Annotated in this window: 13 protein-coding genes and 1 pseudogene; 4 read left to right on the forward strand and 10 right to left on the reverse strand. The window is 58.1% G+C overall.

Annotated elements, in window-relative coordinates; all coding sequences use genetic code 11:
- Positions 1 to 3: 3 nt before the first annotated feature.
- The gene (locus tag LN050_02180) at positions 4 to 2169 is read right to left on the reverse strand and encodes a 3-hydroxyacyl-CoA dehydrogenase NAD-binding domain-containing protein (GenBank protein ID UFS56697.1); all 2166 of its coding nucleotides are present in this window, start codon (positions 2167 to 2169) and stop codon (positions 4 to 6) included.
- A gap of 31 nt (positions 2170 to 2200) precedes the next feature.
- Positions 2201 to 3406 carry an acetyl-CoA C-acetyltransferase gene (locus LN050_02185; GenBank protein UFS56698.1) on the reverse strand — a complete coding sequence of 402 codons (1206 nt, stop codon included), beginning with the start codon at positions 3404 to 3406 and terminating at the stop codon, positions 2201 to 2203.
- A gap of 130 nt (positions 3407 to 3536) precedes the next feature.
- Between LN050_02185 and LN050_02190 the strand changes: the two genes are divergently transcribed.
- Entirely contained in the window at positions 3537 to 4700 is a 1164-nt protein-coding gene (locus LN050_02190; GenBank protein ID UFS56699.1) for an acyl-CoA dehydrogenase family protein, read from the forward strand.
- A gap of 68 nt (positions 4701 to 4768) precedes the next feature.
- On the opposite strand, the gene LN050_02195 is transcribed toward LN050_02190, so the two are convergent.
- Entirely contained in the window at positions 4769 to 5803 is a 1035-nt protein-coding gene (locus LN050_02195; GenBank protein ID UFS56700.1) for an aldo/keto reductase, read from the reverse strand.
- A 178-nt stretch (positions 5804 to 5981) separates the two neighbouring features.
- On the opposite strand from LN050_02195, the gene LN050_02200 reads away from it, so the two are divergent.
- The gene (locus tag LN050_02200; GenBank protein UFS56701.1) at positions 5982 to 8291 is read left to right on the forward strand and encodes a xanthine dehydrogenase family protein molybdopterin-binding subunit; all 2310 of its coding nucleotides are present in this window, start codon (positions 5982 to 5984) and stop codon (positions 8289 to 8291) included.
- A 20-nt stretch (positions 8292 to 8311) separates the two neighbouring features.
- On the opposite strand, the gene LN050_02205 is transcribed toward LN050_02200, so the two are convergent.
- The 7 genes and pseudogenes from LN050_02205 to LN050_02235 form a co-directional block, all read right to left on the reverse strand.
- Complete coding sequence (locus LN050_02205; protein UFS56702.1) at positions 8312 to 9262, reverse strand: Gfo/Idh/MocA family oxidoreductase; 951 nt, start codon at positions 9260 to 9262, stop codon at positions 8312 to 8314.
- Positions 9263 to 9272: 10 nt separating this feature from the next.
- A complete protein-coding gene (locus LN050_02210; protein UFS56703.1) occupies positions 9273 to 10151 on the reverse strand; it encodes a protocatechuate 3,4-dioxygenase in 879 nt (292 codons plus the stop codon).
- Entirely contained in the window at positions 10152 to 10589 is a 438-nt protein-coding gene (ligA, locus tag LN050_02215; GenBank protein UFS56704.1) for a protocatechuate 4,5-dioxygenase subunit alpha, read from the reverse strand.
- A 2-nt stretch (positions 10590 to 10591) separates the two neighbouring features.
- Entirely contained in the window at positions 10592 to 11524 is a 933-nt protein-coding gene (locus LN050_02220) for an amidohydrolase family protein (protein ID UFS56705.1), read from the reverse strand.
- A 9-nt stretch (positions 11525 to 11533) separates the two neighbouring features.
- The gene (gene ligK / locus LN050_02225) at positions 11534 to 12217 is read right to left on the reverse strand and encodes a 4-carboxy-4-hydroxy-2-oxoadipate aldolase/oxaloacetate decarboxylase (protein UFS56706.1); all 684 of its coding nucleotides are present in this window, start codon (positions 12215 to 12217) and stop codon (positions 11534 to 11536) included.
- Positions 12218 to 12247: 30 nt separating this feature from the next.
- Positions 12248 to 13290, reverse strand: a pseudogene (locus LN050_02230) (amidohydrolase).
- A 48-nt stretch (positions 13291 to 13338) separates the two neighbouring features.
- Positions 13339 to 14040: a substrate-binding domain-containing protein gene (locus LN050_02235; protein ID UFS56707.1), complete on the reverse strand. Its 702-nt coding sequence runs from the start codon at positions 14038 to 14040 to the stop codon at positions 13339 to 13341.
- 58 nt (positions 14041 to 14098) lie between these two features.
- Between LN050_02235 and LN050_02240 the strand changes: the two genes are divergently transcribed.
- Both LN050_02240 and LN050_02245 read left to right on the forward strand, forming a co-directional pair.
- Positions 14099 to 15142 (forward strand): LysR substrate-binding domain-containing protein, encoded by a 1044-nt coding sequence (locus LN050_02240; protein ID UFS56708.1) that lies wholly within the window; start codon positions 14099 to 14101, stop codon positions 15140 to 15142.
- A gap of 106 nt (positions 15143 to 15248) precedes the next feature.
- Positions 15249 to 16262, forward strand: coding sequence for a metal-dependent hydrolase (locus LN050_02245; protein UFS56709.1), 1014 nt, complete (start codon positions 15249 to 15251; stop codon positions 16260 to 16262).
- Positions 16263 to 16264 lie beyond the last annotated feature (2 nt).

Here is a 16264-nt window from a genome sequence, read left to right on the forward strand (position 1 = left end):
CGGTCAATAAGTGGGTGTGAGCTTCGTGAGTGTGGCAATGATATCGTCATCAAGGGCAAAGCCTTTGCCGTGTGCCAGTGCCAAGGCTGCGCAACGCGTTGCAAATGCGTCTACACCCATGCTGTAGATAAACTGCGCCGCACCGCCTGTCCACACCGGAAAGCCAATGCCCATGATGGAGCCAATGTTGGCGTCGTGAACATGGCTTAGCACGCCCTCGTGCAAACAACGCGCGGTTTCAACCGCTTGCCTGAATAGCAAACGGTCTTGTATGGCTTGTACGCTTGGCGGTGTTTGTGTGCGCTTTTCAAACAGGCTTTCCAACTGCGGCCACAGCTGCTTGGATGCGCCTGCAGGGTAGTCGTAAAAGCCACCACCTGCTGCACGTCCAGGGCGTTTGAGTTCTTTAACCATGCGCTCTACCAGCAGCTCACCGGCGCTGGCTTCGTAGGTTTGTCCGTTGGCTGCAAAGTCTGCACGTGTCTGGTCTAGTACGGCCACGCTCAGGCTCAGCGCTGTTTCGTCCAACACTGCCAGCGGCCCCACTGGCATGCCGCACTGCATGGCGGCATTTTCAAGCAAGGCGGCGGGCACGCCTTCGCCCAACATCGCAGCGCCTTCCATGACATAGGTGCCAAAAGTGCGGCTGGTAAAAAAGCCGCGCGAATCATTGACCACTATGGGCAACTTGCCCAGTTGCTGCACGTAGTCAAAAGCCAAGGCAATGGCCTGGTCGCTGGTGTGTGTGCCCTTGATGATCTCCACCAGCTTCATCTTGTGAACAGGGCTGAAAAAGTGAATGCCTACGAACTGCGCCGCATTGGAAGAGGCTTTTGCCAAACCCGTAATAGGCAAAGTCGAAGTGTTGGACGCCATGACGCCACCTGCGGCTAACTGCGGCTCGGCGGCCTGGGTAATGCTGGCTTTGAGCGCGCGGTTCTCAAACACGGCTTCAATGATCAGCTCACTGCCTGCCAAAGCGCTCATGTCCGTGCATGCGTTGATGAGTGCCAATGTGTCTTGCGCCTTGTCGGCGTCTAGTTGGCCTTTGGACACGCGCGCTTGCAGCAACTTGTCGCTGTGGGCTTTGCCTGCGTCAGCCCTGGCCTGGGCGGTGTCAATGAGTGTGGTGGCAATGCCGTTGCTGGCTTGCGCATAGGCAATGCCCGCGCCCATCATGCCCGCTCCAATGACGCCCACTTTGCTTATGCGTTTTTTCTCTATGCCGCCTGGACGGCTGCGCGCGCTTTTGATGGCGTTCATGTCAAAGAAAAACGTGTTGATCATGTTGCGCGCCACTGGCGTCGTCATGAGCTTGGCCAAGTAGCGGCTTTCAATGCGCAAAGCGGTATCTATGTCAACCAAGCTGCCTTCAACCATGCTGGCCAGCGCATATTCAGGTGCGGGCAGCAGGCCACGGGTTTTCTTTAGCAGCATGGCCGGAGCCACACTCAGTGCATTGGCGATAGCTGGTGATGCAGCCGTGCCGCCTGGCATGCGCCAGCCTTTTTCATCAAAGCGGTGTTGGGCTGTGGGATTGGCTGCAATCCAGGTTAGCGCTGCGCTCAGCATAGCTGCAGCGGCGGTATCGCTGGGCTCTATGAGTTGATGTATCAGGCCCAGGTCTGCGCCTTGGGCTGGGGTAAACAGCTTGCCCTCAACCACATAAGGCTGCGCCTTGATGAGACCCAGCAAGCGCGACATTTTGGTTGCGCCACTGGCCCCTGGAAACAAGCCCAAGGACACCTCGGGCAAACCCAGTTGCGTGCGCGGGTTGTTGATGGCAATGCGGTAGTGGCCTAGCAGCGCTACCTCCCAGCCACCACCCAGGGCTGTGCCGTTGATGCAACTCACCACAGGAATGCCCAGGGTCTCAATGGTCCTGAAGCTGTGCTTGATGCGTTGCGTGTCTTCAAACAGGCGTGGCGCGTCAGCAGCAGTCAGTGCCATGGCGGCGCGCAAGTCGGCACCTGCAAAAAACGTGGATTTGTTGGAGCGCAAAATAATGCCCGCCAGCGCTTCGGCGCTGTGTTTCGCTTTGATCTGCGCGGCGATGTCGTGCAAGTCGTTTTGCCAAGCCTGGCACATGGTGTTGACTGGCGAGTTGGGCTGGTCAAACACAATGTGCGCAACGCGCTGCTCAACAACTAATTGAATATGTGTGGTCATGGGTGGTCTCGCAATATGGTTTGCAGGGGGCTTAGCAGCGCTCGACAATGGTGGCAATGCCCATGCCACCGCCTACACACAAAGTGGCCAGACCAAATCGCAACTGACGACGGTGTAGCTCGTCTATCAGCGTGCCCAAAATCATGGCACCTGTTGCGCCTAAAGGATGACCCATGGCAATGGCGCCACCGTTCACGTTCACCCGGTCATGGGCCACGCCCATTTCTTTCATAAAACGCATGGGTACAGCGGCAAAGGCCTCGTTGACTTCAAACAAGTCAATGTCGTCAATGCGCAAGCCAGCCTTGGCCAAGGCCTTGCGCGTGGCAGGCATGGGGCCTGTGAGCATGATGGTGGGGTCTGCGCCAGACAAGCCCACAGACACTATGCGTGCGCGTGGCGTGAGGCCGTGTGTTTTGCCTGCTTGTTCGCTACCAATTAAAACGGCGGCTGCACCGTCCACAATGCCAGACGAGTTGCCAGCGTGGTGAACGTGGTTGATGCGCGCGACATGCGGGTAGCGTTGCTGCGCGACTGCGTCAAAGCCCATGCTACCCAGTTGCTCAAAAGCGGGCTTGAGTTGTGCCAGGCCCTCTGACGTTGTGTGCGGCTTGATGAACTCGTCTGTGGCCAATATCACTTGTCCCAAGTCGTCAGTGACGGCGATCAACGCATTTGCAAAATAGCCCGCTGCGCTGGCCGCATGCGCGCGGCGTTGACTTTCAAGTGCAAATGCGTCAACGTCTTGGCGACTAAAGCCCTCCAGTGTCGCAATGAGGTCTGCGCCAATGCCTTGCGGCACAAAAGCTGTTTGTATGTTGGTGGCCGGGTCTTGTGACCAGGCGCCGCCATCTGCACCAATGGGTACGCGGCTCATGCTTTCTACCCCGCCGGCAACAACCATGTCTTCCCAGCCACTGGCAATTTTTTGTGCGGCCATGTTGACGGCCTCCAGACCAGATGCGCAAAAGCGGTTGATTTGAACACCGCTGGCGGTGAAGTCCCATCCTGCCTTGAGTGCGGCCACTTTGGGCAGTACAGAGCCTTGCTCGCCTATGGGCGACACCACGCCCATCACCACATCGTCTACGCATGCAGTGTCCAGCTGGTTACGCTGTTGCAGGGCTTTGAGGACACCAGCGAGCAAGTCCACAGGCTTGACCTCATGCAGGCTGCCATCCCGTTTGCCTTTGCCCCTGGGTGTGCGTATGGCGTCGAATACGAATGCGTCTGTCATAAAAGCCTCGGTCGGTTTGCTGTAGGCACACATTTAAACCGACAACGGGTATGGCAAAACGTCGCCAACTTGACCATTTGCAGGCGGGGTTTTGGTGTAAGTTAGAGACAAAACCAGTCAGGAGCCCGGCGTGATCAAGCGAAGCCTATTCAACCAAGACCACCTTGCGTTCAAAGACGCATTTGCCAAATTTACGGCCAAGGAAATTGCGCCATTTCATGCGCAATGGGAAGAGCAGGGCTTTGTAGATAGGGATTTGTGGCGCAAAGCCGGTGCCAACGGCTACTTGTGCATGAGCATGCCAGAGGTATTTGGTGGCAGCGATGCAGACAAAATGTATTCGGTCGCCCAGTTTGAGGTGTTGGCCGATGCAGGCTTTACCGGCGTGGGCTTTGGCCTGCACAGCGAAATTGTGGCCCCCTACTTGCTGCACTACGGGACAAATGAGCAAAAACAACGTTACCTGCCTCGGCTTGCCAGTGGTGAGCTGGTGGGCGCCATAGCCATGAGCGAACCTGCGGCTGGCAGTGACTTGCAAGGCATTCAAACCACGGCCAATGCCAAGGACGGCGGCTATGTCATCAACGGCAGCAAAACGTTTATCACCAACGGTTGGCATGCCGATTTGGTGATTGTGGTGGCCAAGACAGACCCAGCAGCCGGTGCCAAGGGTACCTCGCTGTTTTTGGTGGAAGCGGGTACACCGGGGTTTGAAAAAGGCCAACGCTTGAAAAAGCTGGGCATGAAGGCCCAAGACACCTCAGAGCTATTCTTCAAAGACGTGCACGTGGGTGCCGAGCAACTGCTGGGCGGTGAGGCGATGAAGAACAAAGGCTTTATTTGCCTCATGGAACAGCTGCCTTGGGAGCGCTTGCAAATTGCCATCACGGCCGTAGCAGCCTCGCAGTCTGCCATTGACTGGACCGTGGCTTATGTGAAAGACCGTCAGGTGTTCAAGCAAAGCGTTGGTAGTTTTCAAAACACGCGCTATGTGCTGGCCGACTTGCAGGCCAAGGTGCAAGCGGCACGGGTGTTTGTGGACAAGTGTTGCGAACTGGTGTGCGTGGACGAGCTAGACACGGCCACCGCCAGCATGGCCAAGTCGTGGTGCTCGGATTTGCAATGTCAAGTGATGGACCACTGCTTGCAGTTGTTTGGTGGCTACGGCTATATGTGGGAATACCCCATTACCCGCGCTTACGCCGACGCACGCGTGCAACGCATATACGGCGGCACCAATGAAATTATGAAAGAGGTGATTGCGCGATCAATGGGCTTGCCTGCACCGCGCTAATCAGTGAGTCGCTGCTGCGCCCAGGGCGCAGGCTGTCACCTTTCCTGCGCACGGCGGTGTAGGGTCGGCTACTCAGAAAAAGTCTCTGTATCTACTTCGCTTTCGGCCTGGGCGGTGTAGCGCCCACCTGCCACGGTTTGCTGGTTGATCAACGCGTTGAGTTGTGCAAGCGTGTGCGCGTCCAGCGATATGTGTGCAGCCTGCGCGTTGTCTTGCACATGGGCGACTTGGGTGGTGCCGGGTATGGCCACAATATGTGGGCCTTGGTGCAACACCCAAGCCAGTGCAAGCTGAGCGGGGGTGTGGCCTAACGATAATGCAATGGCTTTGAACTGGGCCAGCAATGCTAGGTTTTTGGCGTAGTTGTCTGGCAAAAAGCGCGGCATGGTGTGGCGAACGTCGCTGGGCGAATAGCTCGTAGCTACGGTGGTGTTATCAGCCAAAAAGCCACGCCCAACGGGGCTAAAGGCGACAAAGGCAGTGCCCAGTTCCTGGCAGGTTTGTAGCGTGGCAATTTCTGGATTGCGTGTCCATAGTGAGTATTCGGTTTGCAGGGCCGCAACAGGTGCAACCGCGTGGGCGCGGCGTAGCGTGGCCGCGCTCACCTCAGACAAACCAATGTGGCGAATCTTGCCTGCGGCAACCAAGTCGGCCAAGGCGCCTACGCTGTCTTCAATGGGGACTTTTTTGTCCCATCGGTGCAGGTAGTACAAGTCAATGACGTCTGTTTGCAAGCGCTTTAGGCTTAGCTCGCATTGGCGTTTGATGTTGGCAGGGCTGCCATCAATCACGCGAATGAGCTTGCCGTCGCCGTTGACGTCTTCACCGCCCATGCCGCACTTGCTGGCCAGCATGAACCTGGATCTGTGCTTGGCCAAGGCCTTGCCCACCAGGGTTTCGTTGGCACCAAAGCCATACAAGGTTGCGGTGTCGAACATGGTCATGCCAGCGTCCAGGGCGCTGAGCAATACCCGTTCACCTTGGGCGTCTGACAAGGGCGCGCTGTAGGCATGGCTGATGTTCATGCAACCCATACTGACGGCGCTGATGTGGAGGTCGCCAATGGCGCGAACGGGTAGTGGCGTTGGGTAGGTGACTTGCATAGGTTTATTGGGTATGGCCGGCTTTAGTGGGTCCAACTTGGACTGCGGTTAGTTTATCTGCTGTACGTTGGGCGCATCAAAGCCACGCCTGTTAGCACTGATCAGTGCAGTCGCCAATGCGAAGCGTGCCATCAGGCATTTGCCTACACTTGAACGTTTTGTAGCGTGGGTAAGCAGCATGTTAGAGACTAAATTTGGCAGCGGACACTCGGTGCTGCGTGTGGAAGACGACCGCTTGCTCAGAGGCGAGGGCCTTTACGTCGCAAACGCAGCTGAAGCAGGCGCCAAGCACATTTATTTTGTGCGCTCGCCCTACGCGCACGCAATGATTCGCAACTGCAATACCGATGCCGCCAGAGCAAGCGACGGTGTGTGCTTGGTGCTCAGTGGCGCAGACCTGCAAGCCGCGGGCGTGCCCGCCATGGCTGGCGCGGTGAACTTCAAGCGCGCCAATGGTGCTGCATTGCAAGCGCCGCAGCGCCATTTACTGGCTACAGATCGTGTGCGCTTTGTGGGCGAGGCTGTGGCATTGGTGGTGGCCGACACCGTGCAGCAAGCCCAAGACGCTGCAGAGCTTATAGAGTTTGACTACCAGCCCTTGGATGTTGTTGCCAATGCGCAGCAATCGGTAAGCAGCAACGCCAGGCTGGTCGAAAACGGCCCGGACAATGTATGCGCACAATCGCACTATGGCGATGCCCATGCCACGCAGCAGGCGTTTGCGCAGGCCGCACATGTCACCACCATTGCGGTGGATCACCAACGTTTGGCAGCAATCACGCTTGAGACGCGCAACTCGCTGGCCACCCCCAGAGGCAAGCGCTTGGAGTTGCGCGCCTCCAGCCAGGCTCCCACGCAAATGCGCGCCGCCGTCGCCCACCACTTGGGCTTGGCACTTGATGACATTCGTGTATTGGTAGGCGATGTGGGCGGCGGCTTTGGCATGAAAACCACGCCTTATGCTGAAGACATACTCACTGCGTATTGCGCGCAACGCCTCAACACGCCTGTGAAGTGGGTGGCTACGCGCAGCGACGATTTTTTGACGTCGTCACACGGGCGCAGCGTGCACAGCACCGTGGGGGTGGCACTGGACTGCAACGGCAAAGTGCTGGCGCTGCGGGTGAACAACATTGCAGACGTTGGCGCCTATCCCACTATGGCCGGCTTGGCCATACAGCTGCTGATAGGTCCGTGGGTCAGTACCAGTATTTACGACATACCGCTGATAGATATCTCCATTCAGGCGGTACTCACCAACCGCGCGCCCACTGGTGCGTACCGAGGTGCCGGACGGCCAGAGGCCATTTTGAATATTGAGCGCGTGCTGGATGAGGCCGCTGGCGCGCATGGCTTTGACAGATTCGCGCTGCGCAGGGCCAACATGATTGCGCCTGCCCAAATGCCCTACACCAATGCGATGGAGCAGGTCTATGACTGCGGCAATTTTGAGCGCATGTTTGACCAGGCATTGGCCTTGGCACGTGTTCATGACTTTGAGGCCAGGGCTGAGACGTCTGCCAGCAAAGGGTTGTGGCGCGGTTTGGGTGTGGCCAGTTTTCTGGAATGGACAGGTGGCAACGTATTGGATGAGTCTGTTGATGTGCGCATTTTGGCCGATGGCCGCGTGGAGGTGTTTGCCGCTGTGCTGCCCATGGGGCAGGGCATTCAGACGTCTTTGACGCAGCTGGTGGCGGACGTTTTTGACTTGCCCGCCCACAACATCGATGTGGTGATGGGTGACACTGATCGTGGCAATGGCTTTGGCAGCGCGGCCTCGCGCTCGTTGTTTACGGGTGGCAGTGCGGTTAGCGAAGCTTCACAGCGCGCACTAGACAAGGCACGCCAGCTGGCCGCGGCCGAGTTGGAGGCGGCTGAGCAAGACCTGGAATATGCCAATGCCTATTTTCAAATCAAGGGCACAGACATTGGGATTGGGTTGGCGCAACTGGCTCAACGCCATGTGGGGCAGCGCATAGAGCTGCAATCCACCACTAAAGCGGGTGCGCCAACATGGCCCAACGGCTGCCACATTTGCGAGGTTGAAATCGACCCGCAAACAGGGGTTTGCGAGGTGGCCGCCTACTACTCGGTCAACGACATTGGCCGCGTGGTCAACCATGCCATTGTGGTGGGTCAAATTGACGGCGGTGCCGTCCAGGGCATAGGCCAAGCGCTTTACGAAGACCTGGTGTACGAAGCAGACGGTGCGCAATTGGTGGCTGGCAGCCTGATGGACTATGCCATTCCCAGGGCTGATGTGGCGGGCGTCAACTTCGTCACCCAGTTTGACGAGAGCGTGCCGTGCACCACCAACTTGTTGGGCGTCAAGGGTGTGGGCGAGTTGGGTACCATTGGCGCGACACCCGCGGTGCTGAACGCCGTGGCCCACGCACTGGCCAGAAATGGCCACATGCACGCCACCCAATCCCTACAAATGCCGCTGACGCCTTGCAAGCTGTGGCACGCGATTCATGGGCACTCGTGATGGCGTTGGTGCACTCAGGTTTAGCGATGCAGCTGCTGCTCCAGATCGTGTAGGACCTGGTAGCAGGGCAGTACCTGCGAGACGCTTGCATTGGGCTCTCGGCCTTCGCGAATCGCTGCAAAAAATTCACGGTCTTGCAGCTCTATGCCGTTCATGGACACATCGACTTGTGACACATCAATGGCCTGGTCTTGGCCGTTGAGCAAATCGTCGTAGCGAGCGAGGTAGGTGCCGCTGTCGCCTATGTATCTGAAAAAGCTACCCAGTGGGCCGTCGTTGTTAAACGACAAGCTCAGCGTGCAAATCGCACCGTTGGCCGCTTGCAGCTGTATGCTCATATCCATGGCAATGCCCAGCGTGGCGTGAACAGGGCCTTGCACAGCATTGGCCTTGACGATGGGGCTACCCGCTTGGTAGGCAAACAAGTCCACCGTATGCGCGGCATGGTGCCACAGCAAGTGGTCTGTCCAGCTGCGTGGCTGGCCCAGGGCGTTGATGTTGGAGCGCCTGAAAAAATAGGTTTGCACGTCCATTTGCTGGATATTGAACGCACCACTGGCCACCTTGTTGTGCACCCACTGGTGGCTGGGGTTAAAGCGTCGCGTGTGGCCGCACATGGCCACCAAGCCGGTTTGCTGTTGCATCGCAACCACCGCTTGGGCATCAGCCAAACTGTCGGCCATGGGTATTTCTGCCTGCACGTGTTTGCCAGCCTTCATGCACGCGATGGCCTGTGAGGCGTGCAGTTGTGTGGGCGTACACAAAATCACCGCGTCTACTTCAGCCAGCGCTAGGCTGTCGTCTAGGTTATCGGTAGCGTGGGCTATGCCGTACTGTTGCGCCACCGACTGAGTGGCAGCAAGGTCTCTGCCCACCACAGAGACAACCTCAACGCCGTCAATGTTTTTGATGCCGTCTAGGTGTTTAATGCCAAACGCGCCAGCGCCGGCTAGTGCTACTTTGATGCTCATACCGAGTCCTTTAGGTGTTTTCCAAAATCGCATGCCCCACGGCTGTGTTGCTGGCGGGCACATGGTAGAACCTGTGGAGCAGCTTGGGCGCAGGGCCTGAGACTTGACCGTTGTTGATGTCGCTCATGGCGCCACGCGCGATCAGCCACATCACCAGCTCAATGCCTTCGCTGCCTGCTTCGCGCACGTAGTCAATGTGTGGCACCTGGGCACAGGCCACTGGGTTGTTGATGAGCAGGTCCAGCCAGTTGTTGTCCCATTCGCGGTTGATCAGGCCAGCACGTGCGCCCTGCAGCTGGTGGCTCATACCGCCTGTGCCCCAGATGTGCACCTTGATGTCGTCGTCAAACGTTTCCACCGCTTTGCGAATGGCTTGCCCCAGGGCAAAGCAGCGCGCGCCGCTTGGCACGGGGTATTGCACCACGTTGACCGCAAACGGAATAACAGGGCAGGGCCATGCGTCTGTGACTGGATCAAGCTGGCCGCACATTAGTGACAGTGGCACGGTTAAGCCGTGGTCTACCGGCATGTTGTTGACTATGGTGAGGTCAAAGTCTTGTTGAATCACGCTTTGCGCAATGTGCGCAGACAGCTCAGGGTGGCCTTTGACCACTGGCACGGGGCGCGGTCCCCAGCCTTCGTCAGCGGGCTGGTAGCTGGCCGCTGTGCCAATGGCAAAAGTAGGAATCATGTCCAGGCTGAACGCAGTGGCATGGTCGTTGTAAACCAATATCACCACATCGGGTTTGTTGTCCTTCATCCACTGCATGGAGAAGTCGTACCCGGCAAACAAGGGCTGCCAATAGTCGTCGCCTGTTTTTCCCAGGTCCATGGCCGCGCCAATGGCGGGGACGTGTGAGGTGAATACAGATGCGGTGATGCGTGCCATTTACGTGTTCTTTCCTGCTGCGCCTTGTGGCTGCCTGTGTGCCTGTGCGTCGCCGTCTTCACCCACCACGCGGTTGCCTTCCACACTGCGCCCACCGGCCACCATCATGGCGCGGTACTCGGCCTCTGTCATGCCGGTCATGGAGCCTGCCATTTGTTGAAAGCTCAAGCCATCTGTTGAGCCAATCTTGGCCAGGAAGTAAATGTTGCCGCCTGTGCGCATGCACCAGTTCAAGTCACGCGCCAATACCGCTTCGCGTTGTTCTTCGGTCATGTCCCATTCAGCCAGATAGGCGCGCTCGTCAGCTTTAAAGCGAGCGCGGTTGTCCGGCTTCATCAGGCTCATGCAAAACTGGTTGAGCCAGTAGCCTTTGCGGCTTTGTTCCGCATCAAAAATGATGGTGCCGGGCACATCGAGATAGGGCTTGTCTAGCGCCATGCTTATTGTTCCTCTGGCCAATAAAGGCGCATGGGGTTGTCTACCAGCAGCTTGCGCTGTAATTCTGGCGTGGTGGCAATGTGTGGAATAAAGTCCACCAGCAGCCCGTCGTCTGGCATGTGATTTTTAAGATTGGGGTGCGGCCAATCGGTGCCCCACAGCACGCGGTCTGGGAAGGTCTCAACAATGCGCTTGGCAAACGGCACCACGTCCTGGTAAGCGGCTTGCTCGCCGTTCAAGGCTTTGGGGCCAGTCAGCGACAAGCGCTCTGGGCAGCTTACCTTGCTCCACACGTTGGGGTGCTCGCGCATAAACCTTACAAACAACTCAAACTCTGGTCCATGCAGCGGCTTGCTCACGTCTGGCCTGCCCATGTGGTCCACCACCACGGTGGTGGGCAGCGCGGTGAAAAAGTCCCACAGCTCAGGCAGGTCCACCGCTTCAAAGTAAATCACCACGTGCCAGCCCAGTGGCTGGATGCGCCTGGCAATGTCCAGCAGCTCGTCTTTGGGCGTGAAGTCCACCAGGCGCTTCACAAAGTTAAAGCGCACGCCACGCACGCCAGCTGCATGCAAGACTGTCAATTCGGCGTCGCTGATGCTGCGCTTGACAGTGGCTACGCCACGTGCCATGCCGCCGCTGTGCCTGAGTGCATCGACTAGGGCTGCGTTGTCAGCACCGTGGCAGGTGGCTTGCACCACCACGTTGCGCGCAATGCCCAACTGGTCGCGCAGCGCAAACAACTGTTCTTTGCTGGCGTCGCATGGTGTGTACTTGCGCTCAGGCGCAAACGGGAACTGTGCGCCCGGGCCAAAGACATGGCAGTGTGCATCTACCGCGCCTGCGGGCAATTGAAAGCGGGGTGTAGATGGGCTCTCGTACCAGTCCATCCAGTCGGCGGTTTTGGTGAAGTTGCCAGTTGTGGGTTGACTCATTGCGCCACCTTAGTCAATGTAGCGCAGGCCGGCCTTGGCCAGCGGTTCGCGCATGTTGTACATGTCCAGACCCAGCACACCAGCGGCAAACTTGGCGCGCTTCTCGCCTTCAAAGCTTTCGCGCCTGGCTGCAGCCTCAGCCACAACCAAGGCGTTGGCCTTTGGCACACACACAATGCCATCGTCGTCGGCCACCACCACGTCACCTGGTGTGACCAACATGCCCGCACACACGACAGGAATGTTGACAGAGCCCAGGGTGGCCTTGATGGTGCCTTTGCTGGAGATGGCTTTGCTCCACACTGGAAAGTCCATGTCTTGCAGCGTTTTAACGTCACGCACACCCGCGTCAATAATGAGTGCGCGCGCGCCACGCGCTTTGAATGAGGTGGCCAGCAAGTCACCAAAGAAACCGTCTGTGCATGGTGCGGTACACGCTGCCACCACCACGTCGCCCGGCTGAATTTGCTCGGCGGCCACGTGCAGCATCCAGTTGTCGCCAGGCTGTAGCAGCACGGTTATCACCGTGCCGCCTGCCATGGCACCCGGATAAATAGGGCGCATATAGGGTTGCATCAAGCCCACGCGGCCTTGCGCTTCGTGCACGGTGGCACTGCCAAAGGCAGCCAGTTGGTCGGCTGCGGCCTTGTCAGCACGCTCAATGTTTCTGTAGCAAACGCCTAGTTCATACATGGTGGTTGTCCTGATCGTTTGTCTTATTGCTCAAAGGCCTTTGGCCTTTAGCGCCGCATCCATGCGTGGGAATACGCGTCGCGCGTTGCCTTCAAACACCTGGTGGCGTTGCGCCTCGGTGAGATTGGGTGTGGCGGCAATATAGCGCTTGGTGTCGTCGTAATAAAAGCCTGTTTGTGGGTCAATGCCGCGCACCGCGCCAATCATTTCAGAGGCAAACAAAATGTTGTCTACCGGAATAACTTTGGTCGCAAGTCAATGCCTGGCTGGTGGTATACGCAGGTGTCAAAGAAGATGTTGTTCAGCAAGTGGTCTTCTAGAAGCGGTTTTTTCATCTCCTGGGCCAAGCCCCTAAAGCGGCCCCAGTGGTAGGGTACAGCGCCGCCGCCGTGGGGTATCAAAAACTTCAGGGTGGGGAAGTCCTTGAACAAATCACCGCTCAAGCACTGCATAAATGCCGTGGTGTCGGCGTTGAGGTAGTGTGCGCCTGTGGTGTGAAAGCAGTCGTTGCAGCTAGTGGAGACATGAATCATGGCGGGTATGTCGTACGAAACCATTTTTTCATACACGGGGTACCACGCTTTGTCGGTCAGCGGTGGGCTGGTCCAGTGCCCGCCAGACGGGTCTGGGTTCAGGTTGATGCCAACAAAACCGTAGTCTTTCACGCAGCGCTCTAGCTCTGGAAGGCAGGTGGCGGGGTCTACCCCGGGCGATTGGGGCAACATGGCTGCGCCAATGAAGTTGTCAGGAAACAGCTGCGCCACACGTGCGCACAGTTCGTTGCAAATAGCGGCCCAAGTGCTGGACGTTTGAAAGTCGCCAATGTGGTGAGCCATGAACGAGGCACGTGGGCTGAACACGGTGAGGTCTGAACCACGCTCTTTCATTTTGGCCAGCTGGTTGAGCTCGATAGACTCGCGCAGCTCGTCATCGCTGATGCGCAGCGCTTTGGGGTCAGCCACAACGCTTGGGTCTGTGAGTGACCTGATTTGCAAGTTGCGCCAGTCACCCAACGCCGCTGGTGCGGTGGTGTAGTGACCGTGTACGTCAATGATTAAAGGTGGGCGGCTCATGGTGTGTCCTGTGGGGTGATGCGCTGTGGGGGGATGCGTATTTGGGTCTCAGGCGGGGGTCATGCCTTGGGCCTTCTTGGCTGCAGCTGCGGCGTCGCTGGCCAGGAAGGTAAGCAGTTCTGCTGCAGCTTGCGGTTGCTGGCTGCTAGTCAACACGCAAGCGCTGAATGTGGTGGTGATTTGAATGGCACTGGGCAGTGGGCCAACAATTTGTATGCCGTCTACACCCAGTAGCTCGCTGCGCTGCTGAAAGCCCAAAGCCGCTTGGCCACTGGCCAGCAAGCTGGCCACGGGTGTGCCCGGTGGTGGCGTGATGGTTTTGCTGGCCACTTGCCCGGCAATACCCCAGCGCTCAAACAATGTGGCCAACGCCACGCCGCTTGGCCCAGTGGAGTAGCTGATGCTGGGTGCCGCCAGCACGGCAGCCCGAACGCTGGCCTCTGTTGATAAATCTGGCGTGGTCGCACCAACGGGCACGGCGACTGCCACTGCAGAGTGCACCACAGGCGTCACGCTGGTGGCCAGCGCATGACCGCTGGCTACCAGCTTGGCAATGGCGTCGCTGGCCAGTACGGCTATGTCAAAGGCTTCGCCCGTTTGAATACGCTTTAGCGCATCCACGCCCCCTATGGACAACATATGGGTTGATTGTTTGCTGATGTCCTGGTGGCGTTGCAGCAGCTGCGCCAACAACGCGCGCGTGGCCATAGACGAAATGCCGGTAAGAAAGGGCGCTGGCGCGGTAGTCATGAGGAGCATTGTGCGCACTTGCCAGACCGTATTCAATAGCATATCCAATCTATCTGATATGCTCAATTGGCATTTCTTTAAGGGCAGCCTTGTGGACTTTAAGCAGTTGATGTATTTCGAGCGCGTCGCTGAGCTGGGTAGCTTTACCAAGGCGTCTGACGCGCTGGGTGTGGCGCAGCCTGCGCTGTCACGACAAGTGCGCGCGCTGGAGGTTGAGTTGCACCAAACCTTGCTGATGCGCAACGGTCGCGGCGCGGCGCTGACCGAGGCGGGTGAGTTGCTACTGGAGCATGCGCGCGGCATTTTGTACCAGGTAGAGCGGGCCAAACAAGCGGTGTCAGATGTGCGCGGCACCTTATCTGGGCGCGTGGTACTGGGTATGCCGCCCAGCGTGGCGCGCAGCTTGGCGATACCGTTGTTGCGCGCGTTCAGGGCTGAGCTGCCACACGCGCAGCTGCGCATTACCGAGGGGTTAACGCGGGGCATGCAAGCCCAGCTGCTGGATGGCGTGGTGGATGTGGCGCTGTTGTACAACGCCACGCCTGCCCAGGCGCCAGGCATAGACGCCGAGTTGCTGTGCCATGAGGCGTTGGTGCTGGTGCAAGCCAACACAAAAGTCAATACAAAAGCCAATAACAAAGCCAAGGTGGCAAGCAAAACCGCAGGCGAATCAGACAGGCTTGCCATGGCGGCCAGCATTGACTTGCGCGATATTGCAGACTTGCCGTTGCTGATACCCAGCAGGCCCAATGCGCTGCGTATGCAGCTGGAGGCCGAGTTGATGAAGCTGGGTTTGGCGCCGCGCATTGCCCTGGAGGTAGACGGCGTCAGCGCCATTTTGGACCTGGTTGCCGATGGCACTGGTGCGGCTGTGTTGGCCCGCCATGCGGTCACCAGCTCAGACAAAGCCAAGGCTTATGCGGTGCGCGCCATTCACGTGGGTGGGCGTGGTGCAAAGCCCGGAGGTGGCGTCAGGACTGGCGTGCCAATGTCAGTGGCTGTCTACGTGGCCACTAGCCACAACCGGCCCGTGACACCCACGCAGCAAGCGGCCATGGTGTTGTTGCGCACAGTGGTGGCACAGGTGTTGGGGCGAGGCTAGTGCCCGGCTAGCGCCCGGCTAGCGCCTGGCCATGTACCTTGTTCACAAAGGTCATACAAACAACATAGTATGGAGTTACTGTATTGGTTTGATGCTGTTAGGTGCTATGGATTCCGTTACACAAATATTGCTGGGTGCCTCTGTAGGCGTGGCCGTGATGGGCAGGCGTACCGCCGTCTGGAAGTCGGCCTTGTGGGGCGGCGTGGCAGGCCTGTTACCAGACCTGGACGTGCTGCTGGACCATGGCGACCCTGTGCTCAACATGGTGCGCCACCGTGCTGAAACGCATGCCTTGCTGCTGGTGACGCTGTTTGCCATACCGTTTGCCTGGGTGGTCAGTGGTGTGCACAAACAGCGCCATTTATACGGCTGGTGGTTTGCAGCTTTGGGTTTGGCCCTGGTCACACACCCGCTGTTAGACCTCATGACGATTTACGGCACGCAAGTGTTTCAGCCTTTTACAGACCAGGCCTATGGGCTTGGCAGCCTGTTTATTGTTGATCCGGTGTACACATTGCCGTTGCTGTTCGGCGTGGTGGCGGCGCTGCGCATCAAAGTGCCTGGGCGCGGTGTGCGGTTTAACAATGTGGCACTGGCTTTTAGTACGCTGTACCTGGTGTGGAGTGCTGCTGGCCAGGCCTGGGTGACGCAGCACGCACGCCAGTCGTTGCAGGCGCTTGGCTTGCCAGCGCAGCAAGTGCTTGTCACGCCTGCGCCGCTTACCACTGTGGTGTGGCGCGTGGTGTCTGTAGACGGCGACCAGTTTCACGAGGGCTTTTACGCGCTGGCAGATGCTGGCAGACCCATGCGGTTCAACACGTTTGAGCGCGGTGATGCCTTGGCCAAGCAGCATGCCGACCATCCTCATGTGCAGCGTTTGGCCCGGTTTACCGATGGTTTCTTCAAAGTGCAGACCAGTGGCGACAACCTGGTGGTCACAGATTTGCGCATGGGGCAAGAGCCCAACTATGTGTTCTCGTTTGACATTGGCCCACCGCTGCAAGAGGGCGATGTGCAGCAGCCCGCGCAGCAATTGGCCTACGGCCTCGATGTAGGCCAGGCTTTCAAGTGGTTGGGTCAGCGGTTGCTGGGCCGTGACCTGCAGCCGCCCGGTTTGTAAGC

The sequence above is a fragment of the Comamonadaceae bacterium M7527 genome (genome assembly GCA_021044545.1).
GTDB lineage: Bacteria > Pseudomonadota > Gammaproteobacteria > Burkholderiales > Burkholderiaceae_C > RS62.

Coding starts and splice junctions, on each gene's coding strand:
- LN050_02180 (UFS56697.1), bottom strand. CDS start 2,169: ATGACCACACATATTCAATTAGTTGTTGAGCAGCGCGTTGCGCACATT.
- LN050_02185 (UFS56698.1), bottom strand. CDS start 3,406: ATGACAGACGCATTCGTATTCGACGCCATACGCACACCCAGGGGCAAA.
- LN050_02195 (UFS56700.1), bottom strand. CDS start 5,803: ATGCAAGTCACCTACCCAACGCCACTACCCGTTCGCGCCATTGGCGAC.
- LN050_02200 (UFS56701.1), top strand. CDS start 5,982: ATGTTAGAGACTAAATTTGGCAGCGGACACTCGGTGCTGCGTGTGGAA.
- LN050_02205 (UFS56702.1), bottom strand. CDS start 9,262: ATGAGCATCAAAGTAGCACTAGCCGGCGCTGGCGCGTTTGGCATTAAA.
- LN050_02210 (UFS56703.1), bottom strand. CDS start 10,151: ATGGCACGCATCACCGCATCTGTATTCACCTCACACGTCCCCGCCATT.
- ligA (UFS56704.1), bottom strand. CDS start 10,589: ATGGCGCTAGACAAGCCCTATCTCGATGTGCCCGGCACCATCATTTTT.
- LN050_02220 (UFS56705.1), bottom strand. CDS start 11,524: ATGAGTCAACCCACAACTGGCAACTTCACCAAAACCGCCGACTGGATG.
- ligK (UFS56706.1), bottom strand. CDS start 12,217: ATGTATGAACTAGGCGTTTGCTACAGAAACATTGAGCGTGCTGACAAG.
- LN050_02235 (UFS56707.1), bottom strand. CDS start 14,040: ATGACTACCGCGCCAGCGCCCTTTCTTACCGGCATTTCGTCTATGGCC.
- LN050_02240 (UFS56708.1), top strand. CDS start 14,099: ATGCTCAATTGGCATTTCTTTAAGGGCAGCCTTGTGGACTTTAAGCAG.
- LN050_02245 (UFS56709.1), top strand. CDS start 15,249: ATGGATTCCGTTACACAAATATTGCTGGGTGCCTCTGTAGGCGTGGCC.